The sequence below is a fragment of the Alteromonas sp. LOR genome (assembly GCF_000753865.1).
GTDB lineage: Bacteria > Pseudomonadota > Gammaproteobacteria > Enterobacterales > Alteromonadaceae > Alteromonas.
In genome coordinates this window covers 113,826-131,419 of sequence record NZ_JQFW01000031.1, presented here as the reverse complement: position 1 = coordinate 131,419, position 17,594 = coordinate 113,826, and the positions used below count along the sequence as shown (strand labels likewise).

The 17,594-nt window shown below is 45.6% G+C and carries 20 protein-coding genes; 8 read left to right on the top strand and 12 right to left on the bottom strand.

Features of this window, described 5'->3' with window-relative positions; translation table 11 throughout:
• Positions 1-27 precede the first annotated feature (27 nt).
• On the top strand, positions 28-234 hold the full coding sequence (locus tag JV36_RS0112035; protein ID WP_032095312.1) for a YheV family putative zinc ribbon protein: 207 nt from the start codon (positions 28-30) through the stop codon (positions 232-234).
• Between the two features lie 251 nt (positions 235-485).
• Here JV36_RS0112035 and JV36_RS0112030 read toward each other — a convergent pair whose 3' ends face one another.
• The 5 genes from JV36_RS0112030 to JV36_RS0112015 all read right to left on the bottom strand — a co-directional run bounded on the left by JV36_RS0112030 (position 486) and on the right by JV36_RS0112015 (position 2,758).
• A complete protein-coding gene (locus tag JV36_RS0112030) occupies positions 486-680 on the bottom strand; it encodes a hypothetical protein (protein ID WP_032095311.1) in 195 nt (64 codons plus the stop codon).
• A 1-nt stretch (position 681) separates the two neighbouring features.
• On the bottom strand, positions 682-885 hold the full coding sequence (locus JV36_RS0112025; RefSeq protein ID WP_052010091.1) for a hypothetical protein: 204 nt from the start codon (positions 883-885) through the stop codon (positions 682-684).
• 328 nt (positions 886-1,213) lie between these two features.
• Positions 1,214-1,387, bottom strand: a complete 174-nt coding sequence (locus JV36_RS19785) for a hypothetical protein (RefSeq protein ID WP_200883155.1) — start codon at positions 1,385-1,387, stop codon at positions 1,214-1,216.
• A gap of 52 nt (positions 1,388-1,439) precedes the next feature.
• A complete protein-coding gene (locus JV36_RS0112020) occupies positions 1,440-1,673 on the bottom strand; it encodes a SlyX family protein (protein ID WP_052010099.1) in 234 nt (77 codons plus the stop codon).
• Positions 1,674-1,780: 107 nt separating this feature from the next.
• Positions 1,781-2,758 carry a WD40 repeat domain-containing protein gene (locus JV36_RS0112015; RefSeq protein WP_052010090.1) on the bottom strand — a complete coding sequence of 326 codons (978 nt, stop codon included), beginning with the start codon at positions 2,756-2,758 and terminating at the stop codon, positions 1,781-1,783.
• Positions 2,759-2,910: 152 nt separating this feature from the next.
• Here JV36_RS0112015 and fkpA point away from each other — a divergent pair, with 152 nt between their 5' ends.
• Positions 2,911-3,696: an FKBP-type peptidyl-prolyl cis-trans isomerase gene (gene fkpA / locus JV36_RS0112010; protein WP_032095309.1), complete on the top strand. Its 786-nt coding sequence runs from the start codon at positions 2,911-2,913 to the stop codon at positions 3,694-3,696.
• 397 nt (positions 3,697-4,093) lie between these two features.
• On the opposite strand, the gene JV36_RS0112005 is transcribed toward fkpA, so the two are convergent.
• A complete protein-coding gene (locus tag JV36_RS0112005) occupies positions 4,094-4,363 on the bottom strand; it encodes a hypothetical protein (RefSeq protein WP_032095308.1) in 270 nt (89 codons plus the stop codon).
• Positions 4,364-4,676: 313 nt separating this feature from the next.
• Between JV36_RS0112005 and greB the strand changes: the two genes are divergently transcribed.
• Positions 4,677-5,162 (top strand): transcription elongation factor GreB, encoded by a 486-nt coding sequence (gene greB, locus JV36_RS0112000; RefSeq protein WP_032095307.1) that lies wholly within the window; start codon positions 4,677-4,679, stop codon positions 5,160-5,162.
• Positions 5,163-5,187: 25 nt separating this feature from the next.
• On the opposite strand, the gene JV36_RS19710 is transcribed toward greB, so the two are convergent.
• A complete protein-coding gene (locus JV36_RS19710; protein ID WP_160173348.1) occupies positions 5,188-5,331 on the bottom strand; it encodes a hypothetical protein in 144 nt (47 codons plus the stop codon).
• Between the two features lie 2 nt (positions 5,332-5,333).
• Between JV36_RS19710 and JV36_RS0111995 the strand changes: the two genes are divergently transcribed.
• On the top strand, positions 5,334-7,685 hold the full coding sequence (locus tag JV36_RS0111995; protein ID WP_032095306.1) for a Tex family protein: 2,352 nt from the start codon (positions 5,334-5,336) through the stop codon (positions 7,683-7,685).
• 70 nt (positions 7,686-7,755) lie between these two features.
• Here JV36_RS0111995 and JV36_RS0111990 read toward each other — a convergent pair whose 3' ends face one another.
• From JV36_RS0111990 to bioH, 3 genes are all read right to left on the bottom strand, one after another.
• On the bottom strand, positions 7,756-8,844 hold the full coding sequence (locus JV36_RS0111990; RefSeq protein WP_032095305.1) for a putative metalloprotease CJM1_0395 family protein: 1,089 nt from the start codon (positions 8,842-8,844) through the stop codon (positions 7,756-7,758).
• Positions 8,845-8,854: 10 nt separating this feature from the next.
• On the bottom strand, positions 8,855-9,160 hold the full coding sequence (locus JV36_RS0111985; protein WP_032095304.1) for a hypothetical protein: 306 nt from the start codon (positions 9,158-9,160) through the stop codon (positions 8,855-8,857).
• A gap of 153 nt (positions 9,161-9,313) precedes the next feature.
• A complete protein-coding gene (gene bioH, locus JV36_RS0111980; protein WP_032095303.1) occupies positions 9,314-10,138 on the bottom strand; it encodes a pimeloyl-ACP methyl ester esterase BioH in 825 nt (274 codons plus the stop codon).
• Between the two features lie 339 nt (positions 10,139-10,477).
• Between bioH and JV36_RS0111975 the strand changes: the two genes are divergently transcribed.
• Positions 10,478-10,987, top strand: coding sequence for a ComF family protein (locus tag JV36_RS0111975; protein ID WP_235207831.1), 510 nt, complete (start codon positions 10,478-10,480; stop codon positions 10,985-10,987).
• 114 nt (positions 10,988-11,101) lie between these two features.
• Here the strand turns inward: JV36_RS0111975 and JV36_RS0111970 are convergent, their stop codons facing one another.
• Entirely contained in the window at positions 11,102-13,741 is a 2,640-nt protein-coding gene (locus JV36_RS0111970) for a M14 metallopeptidase family protein (protein WP_032095301.1), read from the bottom strand.
• A 161-nt stretch (positions 13,742-13,902) separates the two neighbouring features.
• Here JV36_RS0111970 and nfuA point away from each other — a divergent pair, with 161 nt between their 5' ends.
• From nfuA to JV36_RS0111950, 3 genes are all read left to right on the top strand, one after another.
• Positions 13,903-14,481 (top strand): Fe-S biogenesis protein NfuA, encoded by a 579-nt coding sequence (gene nfuA, locus JV36_RS0111965; protein ID WP_032095300.1) that lies wholly within the window; start codon positions 13,903-13,905, stop codon positions 14,479-14,481.
• Positions 14,482-14,912: 431 nt separating this feature from the next.
• Positions 14,913-15,608 (top strand): aspartate/glutamate racemase family protein, encoded by a 696-nt coding sequence (locus tag JV36_RS0111955; protein ID WP_032095299.1) that lies wholly within the window; start codon positions 14,913-14,915, stop codon positions 15,606-15,608.
• A gap of 192 nt (positions 15,609-15,800) precedes the next feature.
• On the top strand, positions 15,801-16,184 hold the full coding sequence (locus JV36_RS0111950) for a VOC family protein (protein ID WP_032095298.1): 384 nt from the start codon (positions 15,801-15,803) through the stop codon (positions 16,182-16,184).
• Between the two features lie 47 nt (positions 16,185-16,231).
• Here the strand turns inward: JV36_RS0111950 and JV36_RS0111945 are convergent, their stop codons facing one another.
• On the bottom strand, positions 16,232-17,593 hold the full coding sequence (locus JV36_RS0111945) for an MATE family efflux transporter (RefSeq protein WP_032095297.1): 1,362 nt from the start codon (positions 17,591-17,593) through the stop codon (positions 16,232-16,234).
• Position 17,594: the final 1 nt, after the last annotated feature.

Here is a 17,594-nt window from a genome sequence, read left to right as displayed (position 1 = left end):
AAGGGCATCGCATCAAAAGGTATAGATATGTCAAAATCAGTGAGACGCCGCTTTGTCGCTGGCGCAACGTGCCCTGAGTGCAAAGAGTTAGATACGATTTCTTTATATTATGAAAATAATGTGGAGAAGTTAGAGTGTGTGGCGTGTGGTTACAATGAAGCACAAACCGATGAAAAGGTGAGCGCGGTAACAAGAGAAAGCGAGAACGTTATCGGCATATTCAAGCCTCACTAGGTAAACCTAGCCTATTGCCCTGACACTAAGAGAACGTTTTCATGCGCCTGCTATATGCCATGCGCCAGTTATATGAATAGTGCACGTGTATTGCTAGGGCTCATCTTAGAGCTCGCACGACGCGCTTGCATCGAACATCTAAATCAAGCTCTTCAGTCAAAAACCCACAAATCGTGAATCTAAACTAGCGCTTAATAAAAGCGCTAGTTTAAGAGTTAATTAAAGGGCTAACTTAAGGGCTCATTCAAACGCTAGGCCCGTCGGTGTTCACGCAATTCAAAGTAGTTATACACTTTTACAAAAGTAAGGCCTGAGCCAATACCTATAAAAAAGTGAATAAATAGCCCAGCAATTGCGCTTATCGACGTAGTTGCGATATCGGTTACCAACAAGATAGCGACACCCACAACTACAGCACCTAAAAATGAATAAAATGTCGTTAGCATTTTAATCAGTCCAAGCAACGCCGAAAAGGTAAGCTACAGCAGCCCCCGCGGCTCCGCCCATGGCACCTAGTGGACCACCAGCAAGCCCAGCAACACCGCCGCCTATAGTCTGCGCTGCAAAGTCGCCCATTTCGAAGTCTCCCCAGCAGTATTCCTCACACCCGCCACTCACTGCCATTAGATCTGTTTTACTTAAAGTTTGCATTTTTCTCTCCATAGAAAATTGAGGTAGCTTTATTGCTACCTCAAAGAGAGTGACATAAAAACGCCATCGTTAAACCTGAACACTAGAACTAAAATGATACAAAACAGATAAAAAAACTGCAGCTTTACAGGCATCGAATTTCAAAAAAATACGTGGTCACTAAGGTGGGGATTTTAAGTCGTGGATGTGAGGTTATAACTAATAAAAACATTCACAGCTACTTAGAACGCCTAGACAATGTGCTTTCTAAGTGGCTGAGTAAATGAACGAGTGAACTGCGTATTTCTTATTACGCAGTTCTTGTCGCGCTATTCTTATTACGGTCTTCTCAGATCGTGCAGCTGTCACCACAATCGTTGGCACCATCTCGCATGCCCTCAATAGCTTGATTGTCTTTTTCATCTTTTTTGGCCTGATTTTCAGCCATCGACTTTTCCACTGAATCAAAGTCAATATTATCAAGTGCATCTATGTCAAATGCATCCATATCAAAATCGCTCATTTTTTAAACCTTCTATTGCTGCACAAGCGCATCACTGCTTGCTACTTATAAATTAAAAGTGAGGAGGCGGTGTTTCCTCAGACTCTTTCGCCATATTTGATGGCTCGATAGACTTTACTCTGTCCACAACATGACGAACCTTAAACAACAAGTCATCCAACTGCTTTTGCTGAGAGGACAGTGCGTCGTTTAATGAATCAATGGTGTACTCTTGAAAAGCTACTTTGGTTTGCAGTTCTTCAATACTTTCATGGGCGCTGTCTAACTGCGCCTGTAGCGTTGCCATTCGCTTTTCTTCGTCATTGTGTTTGTGAGTCATCGCGCTCTCTATGGTTTTTTGCTGCTTAGCACGCGTTTTATTTCGCGTCCTGCAAATGGTGTTGCTACTACTGGCTATCGCTCTCGCTGCCACACTTCGGCTAAGCCACTGCTGCTTTCTGTGACTATGTTACCATTTGGCAAGAACCCAACGCCATACACAACTGACGTAGGTGGCGATATTGTGTCACGCACCGCTACTTGAATAGACTGAATTTGATCGCCTGTTTCAATATCCCACAGATAAGCTTTTCGTGATGGCGAACCAGTAAGTAAATACTTACCGTCTTTTGAAAACTCCACATCGGTGAATATCTTTTGCCGCGCAATGTAATTTAGGCTGCTCACAGGTTGCCCGGTTTGCACATTCCAAACTTGCGACTTGCTTTGACTATCGGCGGTAAAGGCGAATCGCCCTTCATCGTCCAACGCTACCTTGGTGACCCGGGTGGGATGGGTAAAGGTATGCAAAATTTGTCCAGTTTCAGTGCTCCATAAATACGCAAGGTAGTCATTACCACCGGTGAGCGCATACTTGCCATTTGGCGAAATATCAATAGAGTTCACTTTTTCCTGATGTCCCAAAAACTCAAGACGCCGCTGGGTACTGGGTTCGAAAAACATGACTTTGCCGCTTGAGCGAGCCACGAGTATTCCTCTGCCATTATTAGTAACGGCTACATCTCTTATGTTTGATTCATCTATTCGCCAGAACCCTACAGGCTCGCCAGTTTCCATATCCCACAAAGCAAACGCAACTCTGTCTGCGGTAACAACAAATCGCTTGTCTGCGCTGATATGCACCGACACTACAAGATTATTACCTTCGCTTTGATGCCCCCAACGGTACAGAGGTTCGCTATCACCAATACGCCACACGTTGATGCCGTTATCAACGCCAGAGACAACGGCAATGGTCCCGTCTGCGGAAATGTCTGCCGCATATGCACCTTCTTCAACATGACGCCACTGCTTTAATGGCGTAGTATCAGGAACCGTACACCCTACGGATCCGCAAATAGCTGTGATGAGTAATAATAATCTCAGGAACATTTTGGACCTAAACATAATCAAATGGGTTTCGCTTTGTAAACGCTACGTTTAACATAGCACGGATATCGCATCTTTAACTATCGTGCGCACTGCCTTAGATGCAGCAGTATAGACATTGAAGCATGATGATAAAAATTAATGGAGACGTTTTTATGCAGAAGTCGCTCGTTGCCTTATCAACACTAGCTGCGCTTGGACTATTCGCTTGCCAGCCTAATACTTCAGATGAGGCTACAACTACCAGCGCAGACAATGCCAACGCATCTTCTGTTGCAGCAGAAGAAATGACAGATACGCAAAAGCAGGCATACGCAATGGGTGCAAGCATGGGCTTATTTGTGACTAATCGAGCTGAGCAGCAAGAACAACTTGGTTTAGCACTTGATCAAGACGCACTTAAGCAAGGCTTTACTGACGGTTTAAACGACACGCTTAAATTTACGCCAGAGCAGATCCAACAAATTGCTCAACAAGGCGAAGAAATGTTGCGTACTAAGCAACAAGAAATGGCGGCACAAGCGGCAGAAAAGAATATTGAAGCCGGTGTTGCGTACCTTGCAGAAAATGCAGAGCGCGATGGCGTAACCACGACCGAATCAGGCCTACAATACGAAGTGCTTGAAGAAGGTGAAGGCAACAGCCCTGATGCTACTGACATGGTTAAAGTACATTACCGTGGCACCTTGCTAGATGGCACTGTTTTCGACTCATCATATGACAGAGGCGAGCCAGCTGAATTTCCACTAAACCGCGTTATTCCTGGCTGGACTGAGGGTGTTCAATTAATGAAGGAAGGCGCTAAATACCGCTTCCACATCCCATCAGAACTTGCCTACGGTGAGCGTGCTACTGGAGCGATTACGCCAAACTCAACACTTATTTTTGATGTTGAGCTACTTGAAGTAAAAGCACCAGCAACAGAAGCACCAACTGAGTAACATCTGCTATTTATGGTGGCGTTTTCTTCGCCTCACAAAATAGCACGAGTGCAGAAAAGAGAAAGCCGACGCTAATTACGTCGGCTTTGTTGTTTTAGTGAGTCAGCTAATTCCATGCCTACCTTTCCCTATGAGCGAGTGGTGTTCAACCACGTCTGTATCCAATTAGTAAAGTGGATATTTCAATGTGCTAGGTGCCTCGAATCACTCTATAACTATAGTACAGTGCGTTGATTTTTCACCTTTGTAACCGACTTTTCTTGTAACATTTTCGACTTAAATTGCCGTGGTTAGACTGTTTTGATTTAAGGCTCAGGGATGTTTTACCGCTCAGGGCTGTTTTACCGCTCAAGGCTGTTTTTATCGCTCAGGGCTGTTTTTATCGCTCAAGGCTGTTTTACCGCTCAGGGCTGCGGCGGCGTTCGGTGTGCAGCTTAAAGCTAGCAAAGTGCTTAAGCAGAGACTGGCCTATTCTATACATTGTTATTCCTGCAAATATAAAGAGAACGGTTTGAATACTCTCTAAACGAACAACCACATCTAAAAAAGCGTAAAATAGTAATAACCCGCCAGTTAGCAGCACCATAAAGCCAAGAATGGTACCGCTCACATTGAGCGAATCATTGTGGGTCTTTTGACGATAAAATACGGATAATTTGTTTTGCATAACACCATCCTTAAATTGTTCACTATTTATACTGTGACACGCGGGTAAAAGTTTATGTTCATTATTTCACCGTAAATTATCCTCTCTATATCCGTTACTCCTTTTTTTAAGCGCTGTTGAAGGCGTGTTGACCTAGAGCGTGCCCGAGTATCCATTGCTGTATTTTTACTGCCAACTTTTGCAATACCTCTTTTGCTATGGCTTTTTGGCTACGGCTTATTTGTTATGGCTCTTTCATAAAAATAAGGGATTGCGTTTTTTGTTATTACCCACATACAGTAAAGAAACACTGACCATTCATTTATAGGATATTGTGAAGACTCCACTTATCACTCGAAAAGGCTACACAAAACTCAGGAACGAGCTTGAAGTTTTATGGCGTGAGGAAAGGCCTGAAATAACCCGCAAAGTCACGTGGGCGGCTAGCCTTGGCGATCGCAGTGAAAATGCTGATTATCAGTACAACAAGAAGAAGCTGCGCGAGATAGATCGCCGTGTTCGTTACTTACGAAAATGCTTAGAAAACCTAAAAGTGGTGGATTATGACCCACAGCAAGAAGGTAAAGTGTTCTTTGGGGCCTGGGTAGAGATAGAGAACGAAGCCGGCGAAGTACTAGAGCTAAGACTCGCTGGTTACGACGAAATTTTCGGTCGAAAAGACTACATTTCTATTGATTCCCCTATGGCAAGAGCACTTGTAGGAAAAGAAGAGGACGATGAGTTCGTAGTAAAAACCGAAACCGATATAAAGGAATGGTGGATAAACAGAATTTGGTACGACCCCACAGATAAAATATAGTGTTACGTCAAGCACACACCGTTAACTAGCGGATGATCAGACGACTTTTGCCAAATGGCGATGCTATACTCGCCGTTATTATTTCCAGTACAAACACTGCACCACGAACATCAGGTTCGTGCAGGTTTCTCGCTTTTGTCAAAAGCGCATCAATAGTATTTTGGGCCATATATGATTATCAATAAAATTGCTGAAGAACTTTCAGTACAAGCGTCGCAAGTCAACGCAGCGGTAAAACTTCTCGATGGAGGAGCGACTGTTCCTTTTATTGCTCGTTACAGAAAAGAGGCCACAGAAGGGCTCGACGATACGCAATTGAGAAATTTAGAACAGCGACTCACCTATTTGCGCGAACTTGAAGAGCGCCGCGACGTGATCCTTCGCTCGATAGATGAGCAAGGTAAACTTACCGACGAGTTAAAAGCCAATATTGGCAATGCCGATAGCAAAACCACCCTTGAAGACTTATACCTGCCGTTTAAACCTCGCCGTCGCACCAAAGGACAGATTGCGATTGAAGCAGGCTTATCGCCATTAGCTGATTTGTTATTTAACAAGCCCGACACCAACATCGAAGAAGCAGCAAACCAGTATGTGGATGGAGAAAAAGGCGTTGCCGACACCAAAGCTGCTTTAGAAGGCGCTCGCTTTATCCTGATGGAGCGCTTTGCTGAAGACGCCGCGCTACTTGGCAAAATCCGTCTTTACCTAACCGAAAACGCGCACCTTAAAAGCACTCTTGCGCCGGGTAAAGAAAAAGATGCCGCAAAATATAAAGATTATTTTTCTCATAGCGAAAAATACAAAGGGGTGCCCTCACACCGTGCGCTTGCTATGTTCAGGGGCCGTAACGAAGGCTTACTGCACATTCAGATAGATGCAGACCCACAGCAAGATGAAAAAGGGCCGTCTCATTGCGAGCATATTATTGCTTCACACTACGCCATTACCCATCGCGGACGTTCCGCCGACGATTTTCTTGCGCAAGTGGTGCAGTGGACGTGGAAGATAAAGATTGGTCTTCATATGGAAACCGAACTTTTCAGTGCCCTTAGAGAGCGCGCTGAAAAAGAGGCGATTGATGTATTTGCCAAAAACCTCAACGACCTGTTAATGGCTGCCCCTGCGGGTGCTAAAACCACAATGGGGTTAGATCCAGGCTTACGCACTGGGGTAAAGGTCGCTATTGTAGATAGCACCGGAAAAGTATTAGCGTCGAATACGATATTCCCTCATGCGCCGCAAAATCAGTGGGATAAATCAAGCCGCACGCTAACCACCTTGTGCAAACAGTACAAAGTGGACTTGATCAGTATTGGCAACGGAACCGGTTCGCGAGAGACAGACAAGCTGGTTGGTGAGGTGTTAAAAAACAACCCAGACCTTAGCGCACAAAAAATCATGGTTAGCGAAGCCGGTGCATCTGTGTACTCAGCATCAGAACTGGCTTCAAAAGAACTGCCCACCCTCGATGTTTCTATACGCGGTGCGGTCTCTATTGCTCGCCGGTTACAAGACCCGTTAGCCGAGCTGGTAAAAATTGAGCCTAAAGCGATTGGTGTAGGCCAATACCAGCATGATGTCAGTCAAAGTCAGCTTGGAAAGTCACTAGACCGTGTTATAGAAGATTGTGTGAATGCAGTTGGTGTTGATTTAAATACAGCATCACCCGCCTTGCTTAGTTATGTGTCGGGGTTAAATAAGACACTGGCTCACAATATTGTGAAGCTTAGGGACAGCAAGGGCGCATTTTCAAACCGTAAAGCCTTGTTAGACGTTGAACGCCTAGGCCCTAAAGCCTATGAACAAGCCGCTGGTTTTTTGCGCATTGTCAACGGAAGTAACCCGCTAGATGCTTCTTCAGTGCACCCTGAAGCGTATCCTGTGGTAGACAAAATTGTGGATACGGCAGCAGTGGCGGTAAACGATATTATTGGCAATACTGAATTGCTGAAAAGCTTATCGCCCGAGACGTTCACTAATGACGATTTTGGTATTCCTACCGTTAAAGACATATTTAAAGAGCTTGAAAAACCAGGCCGCGACCCTCGTCCAGAATTTAAAACGGCTTCATTTAAAGAAGGCGTAGAAAAAATTACCGACTTAGAGCCGGGAATGATCCTTGAAGGCGTGGTGAGTAATGTAGCCAATTTTGGCGCTTTTGTGGATGTGGGTGTTCACCAAGATGGTCTAGTGCATATTTCGGCGCTGACCAACAAGTTTATCTCAGACCCTCGCGAGGTGGTTAAAGCAGGTGACATTGTAAAAGTGAAGGTGATGGAAGTGGACGTAGCGCGCAAACGCATTTCCTTTACCATGCGTCTTGAAGATACACCCAACCAGTCTCGCGGCGATGCTAATAACGCCAGAGACAGCCGCTCAAAGCAGGATAAAGGGCCACGTTCAAATCAAAATGCGCATAAGGGCAATCAGCGAGGCGGACAAAACCGCAATGCTAAGCCTCAGCAAAATAGTGCAATGGGCAACGCCTTTGCTGATGCACTTGCGAAAGCGAAAAAGTAAGTAAGCACATTCTGTAACGTAAAAAAGGGGCTTAGCGAAAACGCTAAGCCCCTTTTTTTTATGATAACTATTAAGCTTGCAGTGAAAGACCTTCACGGGATGGTGTGTAAGCTTGAGTGTAGAGATTTTGAATGCGACCTATGCGTGCCTGCATGGCGCTGCTCTCTTCTGACTCTAACGACTTAACTTCTGACGCCTGTGCTTGAGACGCCTGTGCTTGAGACGCAAAATAAGCTTCATCTAAACGTCTGGTAGGGGTATCCACCCCTGCGCTATCTGTAATTTCGTCAATACTCGGTGGAGCCACATCTATAGCGGGAATAGTGATTTCGCTAGGGTTTAACGCGCCAATACCTTGAGCGCTAATACCTTGAGAGCTAGGCTCTGATTCACTCACACCGCCATTGGCACTAAAACCTGTGACAGAATTAACACCCTCTGCAGCGCTAACGTCGCCACTAGACTGTAACGTGTCTCGGTTTTCTTTTGCTATGTCGTTGCGGGCATCAAACGCTTTTTGCGCAGCTTCCGCCGCGACTTTCAAGTCTTGAGAAGAAGGCTGTGCTGGCGCTAATGCTGCTGCTCGTACTTGCTGCATTTTACGCAACGTTTGTTCGGCAGATGGCTCTTCTGAGATATCTATTGATACCTCTCCGCCGGTAACATAACGCTTATTGTCTGGGCCGGTCGTATATTCGTACTGAGGTGAACCCGCATATTGTCCGCCAGTAGCAGCGTGCGCTTGCTCGTGGGTACGCACTTCTTGGTCTCTGGCTTTGAGATCCTCAATTTCCTGCTTGTCTTCTTCCGTTAGTACAGGCTGTGCAGATTGTTGCTGGTTTCTTTGTTCTTGCTCAGCGCCTTCTTTGCCCGCACTTTCATCTTGCGCGTTGTCTTTTTCTTGACCAAACACATTTTGAAACGCAGCTTGAAGGTCTGTCTGAATTTGTGGACGGTCGTAGGTGACAGGAGGTTGAGGTAAACCTGGGCTACGTGCCTTATCAGCCTCTGAACCCAAGCCTTTTTGCGACGCACCTTGCTCTGCATCGCCGGTTTTTGGAATGGTTTCGCGCTGAACGTTATCTCGACGGGCAGACTCAGTGTTCGTATTCGCAGTGGGATACGCTATAGCGGTAAGAATAGGCGCTACAAAATTCACTGGTGTGTCCCTACGCTAATGTATCGATAATGGTGCCAAGCGTATCATTTGCCACATCAAGTACTTTTGCCGATGCTTGTGCATTGAGACTGTTGACGTTGAGCGAGATAAGGTCGGAGGTAATATTAGCGGGCGCTTTTTGTGATGAATTCGCTAAAGAGCCGCTCTGTGATGTACCGCCTACTTCTTGCTGGCGACCTGCAGTCTGTTGGGCGATATTGGACGCAGCCTGAGTCATACCATCGCTGGCACGCTGCAAACCGGATTGTCCTGCAAAAAACGCAGAATTGAGTGTGACGCCACTTACATCAGACATATACTTCTCCTAACCTCTCATGCGCAATTATTAACCAATAAGAGGAAAAGATAAAGTACTCACGGGGGCTTTCGCACTAAGTCTCTGTACCTGTAGTAAATTTTTGTACGGCCGCTTTTACCTAAAGCGGCTCAAGCGCGAATTTGATAACGACTACGACGCCCTCTGCTGCTGTAAATTGGCCGCGAAGCTCGTTAATATGTCAGCAGTTTGCTGTGGATGTGAGATAAACGGCGCATGGGAGGCATGGGGCAACACCACAGTATCGGCCTGAGGGTGCAGCTCACAAATCCGGTCTATTCCCGCAGTGGGAACAAGGCTATCTAACCGGCCATATAATCGCAGTGTTGGAACCGATATACGACCAACAATCTGTCGCAAATCCTCTTTTGCAAGAATGCCAAGCCCGCGCTTCAATGCTTCTTCTGCTGGCTCAGGATACTCGGTAACATGCTCTCTTATTGTCTTAATATCGTTTTTAGCCGTCGCACTTCCCATCGCCTGAATAGCAAGAAAACGCTCTAACGTTTTCCTGTAGTTCTTTTCCAATTGGGCTTCAAACATGGTGAGTAAGTCTTCTGCAATGCCTGGCCAACAAGGTCCGGCACTGAAGCGGGGCGTCGACGCTATTGTAATAAGACCAGATAATTTTTGCGGTGCATCAATGGCTATTTTTTGCGCGACCAAGCCACCTAAAGACCAGCCTGCGAGTACGCAATGCTTAGGCAGTTGTGCGCTAATCATATTCGCCAAGGCCTCTACGGTGTAAGGCTCAGGAAGATGATGTGCATTTTCACCAAAGCCAGGTAAGTCGATGGTGGTAACACGAAAGTGATCTTGCAAATAAGGAATAAAGGAAGAAAAAGCACCGCTGTTCATTCCCCAGCCGTGAAGAAGTACTAGGTCCACTCTCGAATCGTTGAGATCAGTACCATGAGTACGGGTGACAAGCGCGTCGTTTGTCTGCAAACTTTCCATTTTACACCTCTTGTTCGTGAGTCGTGTCGTGAGCGAAAAAAGACAATATAGAAAAAGGCCAACCTTTTACGGTGAATAGCACTTTAATAAATAGCGCTTTAGTAAAAAGCACATTGAACAAAATACGTTTAAAAACTGGCGGAGTCTTCGATGAACCTTTCATGCCTACTATGTTATCAGGCAAGTCCTACGCCAGTGTGTCAATGGTGTGAATCTGACCTCTTTTTTTTCAACGAGGAAATACACGGAAACAACCTTTTAGAATTTGGCCCAGTGGGACGCCACGTAACCCATAGACACTACCATTCATTGTCCATTCTCGGTCTTTACACGTGGCCTATGTCATCCTTAATTCACCAGTTTAAGTTTATGCATTCTCTCGTCGCAGGCAAGATGTTAAGTCAGTGGTTTGTCGATAAAAAGCAACACTGCACACTTTCAGTGCCTGATTTGCTCCTTCCAGTACCTATAAGTGCTTGGCGACTGGCTAAGCGTCATTACAATCAAGCCGGCGTTATGGCCGATTTTATAGGTAAGGGCTTAGGTATTCCGTGCCTGCATCAGTGGGCCATAAGAACAGGTTCAAGCACTCAGCACCAGCTATCAAAATTACAAAGGAAAAAGAATGCTGAACACGCTTTTGCATTAACGCAACGTGCTATTAATACGTTTGTACCAAGCAAAAGTAGTGAGTTTGTTGTTGCGATAGTAGATGATGTGGTAACAACCGGCGTAACGGTAGACGTACTTAGCAAATTATTGCTACAGCGCTTCCCTGACGTAAAGATTCAGGTGTGGGCGATGACATTTACCCCTCCGCCCAAAAGCACCTTATACCAGTTCGCATAGGACTGGTATTTGTAAAGACATGACGGCGTTAACAAAAGCTAACCCCGCCACGTCTTAAATTGCTCTTTTAACCGCTTATTTTAACGGCTTATTTAACTGCTCACTTAAGCGCTATTAGCGGATGAAGTGAGACTGATAAATGGCATTTGCTAACATCTTGTTAGTGCCATACCAATAGCCTCTAAACTGAGTGTTATCGGTAAACCCTATGACAACACCGCGTCCTAGCTTCTCTGCAATAACCGCTGGCGTTTCGGCTAATAGCGCAACCATGGCTGTATCACTGAACCCTGCCATTAGCGGGCCTTTGGTGTAACGCGCCGGAGTGGTAAACGGTGAATACTCATTTTTCACTATCATGTTGCTCGTTTTAAATAGCGGCAGCGTGTCGTTGCTGTATCCGTAAAACAGTGGATGAGTGGTATCAATATCGGCCTCGTAAATTGCGCCGGCAATCAGCTTTTTAGCATAAAGCGCCGAACCATCACCGTATGCAAGGCTGCTTTCATCATATGCATTATCCACAACATCGCGGTTTACAACGTCAATATCTAACCAGTTGTTATCAGCAAAGTAACGTAACGCAGACTTTTGACCTATGGCAACACCACCGGCCTCTACCCAACGCTTCAATTCTAGACCTTGTGTTTCAGAAAAGTCGTAGCGACCGTTAGGGAAGATAATGTGCGTATAGGTAACGCTGTTATCGCGCAATGCGTTTAGCAAGTTTTGTTGCTCTACAATACTCGCTGACAGTCCAATTTTGGTGTCGAAATAATGCCAAATTTCACCCACATCGTATTCACGAGTGCCTTCACCGCCCACAATAATAACCCGCGGCTCTTTAATGGGCGCCATACTGCGGCTGCCTAAGTCACTACCTGTAGGTGTTAAACCGCTTTTTAAGCTATGCACCGGCACCTGCATTTGCTGCGATACTCTCTCGATAATCGCTGCGATATTGGCAGGCTGCTCAAGGCCTGTAGGTACAACAATACTGCCCGCCGGAAACTCTACCACGCTGTTGTCAAACTTCACGGCTGCAAAACTCTTCTCCGAGCTTCTCACCTGAACGCCTGCTTCTAAAAGCGATTGTAGTAACGCTGGGGAAAAATACGGCTGCCATGAAAATGCGTAAGCATAGGCGTCGCCGTTTATCTCAGGAAGCGCTAATGCCGCTAAGCTTCCGTCGTATTGTGCAGCAGTTGTGCGCTTTGTCCCGCGCATATCACTCTTTCCTACTGGGGAATAATCAAGGTTAAACGCAAGCGCTAAGTTCCATGTAGACACATCGTAAAACGTATTGTTCTCAAAGGATGTTTGTGTTGAAAAAATCGATTTTACTAAGCGGTATTGAGACTGCGCCGTCGGTACGAAAATAGCGTTGTTGGCTTTATAACTCACATCGTTAATAGTGGCGTTTTTGGTCATCACATCATAGGTGATACCGTGCTGGTTCAGTAGGTTAGTAAACGCTAAAAAGCGCGCACTATCGTTTGATGCACTTACAACAAAACCGAAAGTGTCATCATCTTTTGCCAACGCCTTTGTGCTATTTACAAAGCCCGCTTGGTAATCAAGTATGGCCGCTTTATTGGCGATTGCGCCTCTAAACGTACTTAGCGACGTAGTAATTTGATTTTCGATAGTATCGCTGAAGGCCAGATCGCCGTTAATAGAAGACTGCAGGTGACCGCGCGAACTCGCTTGCTCAAAAAGGATCCCAATGCTGCCATGTAAGTCTGGGTACGTAGAGCCTTTCCCCGCATAAAAATCATCGAATGCTTCTTCGGTAAAATAAAGCTGTCCTTTGGCATCAAATGCCGCCGCATGATGTTCTGCAATGGCTTCAGTAAGCGTCACGTTTTCGTCAGGAGTAAGCGGATTTTTGCGCGAGCGTACACCGGGTTGGAAGAAATAGGTACTGTCGGTTCCCATTTCATGGAAGTCGGTTAATACGTGGGGACGCCACTTGTGAAATTGCTTAATTCGCGCTTGAGATTCCGGATGCGCCAAAAGTAACCAATCGCGGTTTAAGTCGAACCAATAGTGATTTGTCCTGCCTGAAGGCCAGCCCTCGTCGTGCTCTCTATGATTACTGTCGGCAACTAGCTGTTTGCCCTTATGCATATTTGCCCACTGAGCAAAACGAGACAGTCCGTCGGGGTTGAAAGACGGGTCGAGCAGCACAATATTGTTATTTAACAACTCGTCGATTTCTTCACCTTGACCCGCTGCAAGATAATAAGCGAGGGCAAGAGATGCATTCGCACCTGATGGCTCGTTTCCATGAATGCTGTAGCCCATGTAGAAAACAAGGGGGGCATCGCTTGAGGGAGAATTTCCTTTATCTAACACTTTGATGTGTGCATCTCGCATGGCATCAAGGTTGTCGCGATTTGACGGCGCAGTAATGGTGAGAAGCAAAAGAGGGCGGTTTTCGTGGGTACGTCCGGTTTCCTCAATGGTTATACGGTCAGATTTTTGTGCCAGCATGTACATGTAATTGACCAACTGATCATGACGTACATGCCACTCGCCAAGATGAGCCCCTAAAACCGACTCAGGTGTAGGAATGGCGGGGTCGTAAGTTACCGTTTTAGGTAAATAGGCCTGTACAGGCATTCCGCCTTTATCAGGCTCGATGGTAATTGTTGATGCGCTTGCAGACATGCACACAAGCGAGCCTATCAATAGCGCGGTTATCCGTCGAAGGTGTGTTTTTTTGGCGGTGTTATACAGATTCGCTAGCATAGCGCTTCCCCGTCTTGTTGTTTCATAATGGCATGTTGAAAGTAAGGTTTTAAATATCAACATGTTCTAAATTTTTAATTAATACTTGACTGTTTTAGTCAGGTAAATTTGGTACAATGCACCAAATTTTGAACACTTTTTGAATACTATAGGACTTGCCGATGATAACTATATCAGAAGAAGCCCAGTCTCACTTCGCAAAACTGCTGAGTAAACAAGAGTCTGGCACGAATATTCGTGTATTCGTCGTAAACCCAGGCACCTCGTCGGCTGAATGTGGCGTGTCTTATTGCCCGCCAGATGCCGTAGAGGACACTGACACTAAGCTAGAGTTTAATGGTTTTGACGCCGTTGTTGACGAAGACAGTGCGCCGTATCTTGAAGAAGCTGAAATTGATTATGTAACCGATCAAATGGGCTCACAGCTTACGTTGAAGGCACCTAACGCCAAGGCGAGAAAAGTGGCCGATGACGCGCCTCTTGTTGAGCGTATTAATTACATGATTGAGTCAGAAATCAATCCTCAGTTAGCCAATCACGGCGGACAGGTTGTACTGACAGAAATTACTGATGATGGCTTCGCTATTCTTCAATTTGGCGGTGGATGCAACGGTTGCTCAATGGTAGATGTTACGTTGAAAGACGGCATTGAAAAGCAAATGCTTGAACAATTCGCTGGTGAGTTAAATGGCGTACGCGATGCCACAGAGCACGAAGCTGGCGAGCACTCTTACTACTAAATCTGGCGCAGGTGTAACACTTGATACCCACACCAGATATTCACACAAGCTGGCAGCGATTTAAAATAGGTCTCGCTATTTTCGTTGCTGGCGTTGTGCTTCTTTTTTCCATCAGTGATATCCATATTGTCCTTCACTATGTTTCTCTAGTGGTATTGCTATGTGGCTTTGCTTATTCTATGTGGGGTTATATGGGCATTTTTTTGCAGCGCTTTGCTTCTTTAAAAAATGCAAAACGGCCACCTGAGGGTTAGGGCTTTGCAGACTTAAGTATCGAACTTCCCCTCATCTTTCTCATTTCCTTTGTCTACCTCTTCTCTCTTACTTTCCTTATCATAGGGGCTTCGCGCTTGCATTCTTGGCACTTGCATTGCTTTGCAGTACGTTGCAATGTACTTAATAACTACCCGTTCACATTTAAATATTAAACAATGAAAAAGTTAGGCCTTATTGGCGGCATGAGCTGGGAATCGACAGTGAGCTATTATCAGATGATAAACCGCGCTGTAAACGAAAAACTAGGCGGCTTTCACAGTGCTAAAATTCTGCTTAGCAGTGTAGACTTTGCTGAGATAGAGCGTTTGCAACGCGCTCAGGCATGGCCTGAAATGGCGACATTGCTGCACGCTGAAGCTAAGGCGCTAACTACTGCTGGCGCAGACGCCATTGTCATTTGTACCAATACAATGCACAAAGTCGCTGATGAAGTGGCAAGCAACCTATCCATTCCTTTATTACATATTGTAGACGCAACTGGCGAAGTGCTCGTTAACGATAGCGTGAAAAAGGTAGGTTTGCTTGGCACAAAATTCACCATGGAACAGACTTTTTATACCGAACGCTTAAGAACGAATTTTGGTATTGATGTGGTTGTTCCACCGCCACATGAGCGAGACATTATTCACAACGTCATTTATGCACAATTATGCAAGGGCGTGATTTGCACTGAATCTCGTAAAGCGTATATTAACATTATCGACGGACTTGCGTCTGAAGGCGCAGAGGGCGTAATTCTTGGCTGCACTGAAATTGCATTGCTAGTACAACAAAATCACACAGCAATTCGCCTTTACGATACAACTGCAATACACGCTGAGGCAGCCGTCGACTTTGCCGTTGATGTATAGACGTGCTCTAGAATAATACTGTAATAACCCTGTTATTGGGGGCTTTTAGTTTTAACAGCCTTAGCTTTGATAGATTAGTTTCTGATAGCTTGGTTTCTGATAGCTTAGTTTCGATAAATTTATTTCGATAAACGGCTTTCAGATAGCTTAGCTGCTCATCGCTTAATTTTTGATAATAAAAAAGGATACACCATGTTTAGCCATTTAATGATAGGTGCAAACGACCTAGACGCATCTAAAAAGTTTTACGATGCCACGTTAGCCGTTTTTGGTTATGACGCCGGCGTTTATGATGAGCACGGTCGCTTATTCTATTTCACGCCAAAAGGGATATTAGCACTGACAAAGCCCATTAATGGCGAAGAAGCGACTCACGGCAACGGCTCTACAATAGGCTTAGCAGCGAGCTCGCCAGAATTAGTTGATGAATGGTTTAAGGTAGGTAGCGAAAACGGTGGCGTGGTGTGTGAAGACCCACCGGGCATACGTGGTAATGACGACCGCCAGCTATATCTTGCTTACTTGCGTGATCCGACGGGTAACAAACTTTGCGCCACCCATATCATTAAAAAGTAGCGCGCTAATGACTTAGGCGCAGTGAGCATGCGCTTACTGCGCACATCTCATTTGTTGTTAGGGCGTAAATTACTTTCACACAATGTGTCGTTAGCTGCTAATCGATAAAAGCTTGCCCCTAACGTTATGCCTCTTGCAAACAGAAAGGCAATAAGTGCGTACCACAAACTTGTATTGCCCGCTTGCTGAGTAAAAAACCATATTGGAAAATACACGCCAAGTGCACTAATGACCATAGTATTGCGCATGGACGATGCTCTTGTTAGCCCCACAAATACGCCGTCAAATAAAAAGCACCAGTGAGCCAATATGGGCAGTAGCACCATTAGAGGGAGGTAGGGTAGCGCAGCGTCAACGATGTCGATATGTTCCGTCAGCAAACGGATAATCCCGTCGCCAAAAGCATAGAAAACCACGCTATAGGCAATGGCAAACAAGGAAGACCAAAATAGCCCTTGATAGGTTCTTCGCTTAATTTCATCAGCGTCTTTCGCCCCTTTTGCCTCGCCGATAAGAGCTTCAACACCGTAGGCGATGCCATCTAGCCCTAACGCAATCAGTACGAAGAACTGCATTAAAATAGCGTTAACGGCGGCTGATGTTTCGCCATACCGCGCCCCTTGAATAGTTAAAAATGCTAAGCAGCCTTGTAATGCCAAATTGCGAATTAACATATCCCCATTGAGCTTCATTAACACTCTGCGCGCCGCGCGGTTGAACCACGCTCGCGCGATATGCACGCCCTTCACTTGATTAAGGGCAAGATAAAGTGCCATCGCCATCATGCTGTACTCAGCAATGACACTTGCAAGGGCGACACCGGCCACAGAAAAGCCAAGCCCGTAAACAAAAGCGATATCTAATCCAGCATTAAGCAAATTACCGATTATTTGAATAATCATTACCTGCTTGGTTTTTTGCTGCCCCACCAGCCAGCCTATTAACACTAAATTAAGCATGGCTGCAGGAGCGCCCCAAACCCGAGTACTAAAATACGCATTTAGGTAGCTAGCCACGCTGTCATTTGGCTGAGTTAACGCTAAGCCAGCATGCAGTATGGGCTGCTGTAGTAGCAAAATAATAAGACCGAGGATGCAAGAAAAAGCAATGGTCTGCCACAGTACTTTGGCAGACTCCACTTTAGGGGCTTCGCTTCCTTTCGCTTGTGCACTTAAGCCTGTGGAAGACATACGTAAAAAGCCACAAACCCAGTAAATTTGAGTAAGAATAAGTGCACCGATAGATGCCCCTGCTAGCATTGCAGGTATTTGCATATGACCGAGTACCGCGGTATCGACTAAACCAAGAAGCGGTGTGGTAATATTGGCCAAGATCATGGGCAGCGCAAGCGCAAGCAAACGTGTATGATCAAACCATAACGGTTTTGGCTGTTTGGTGGCAATTGACATC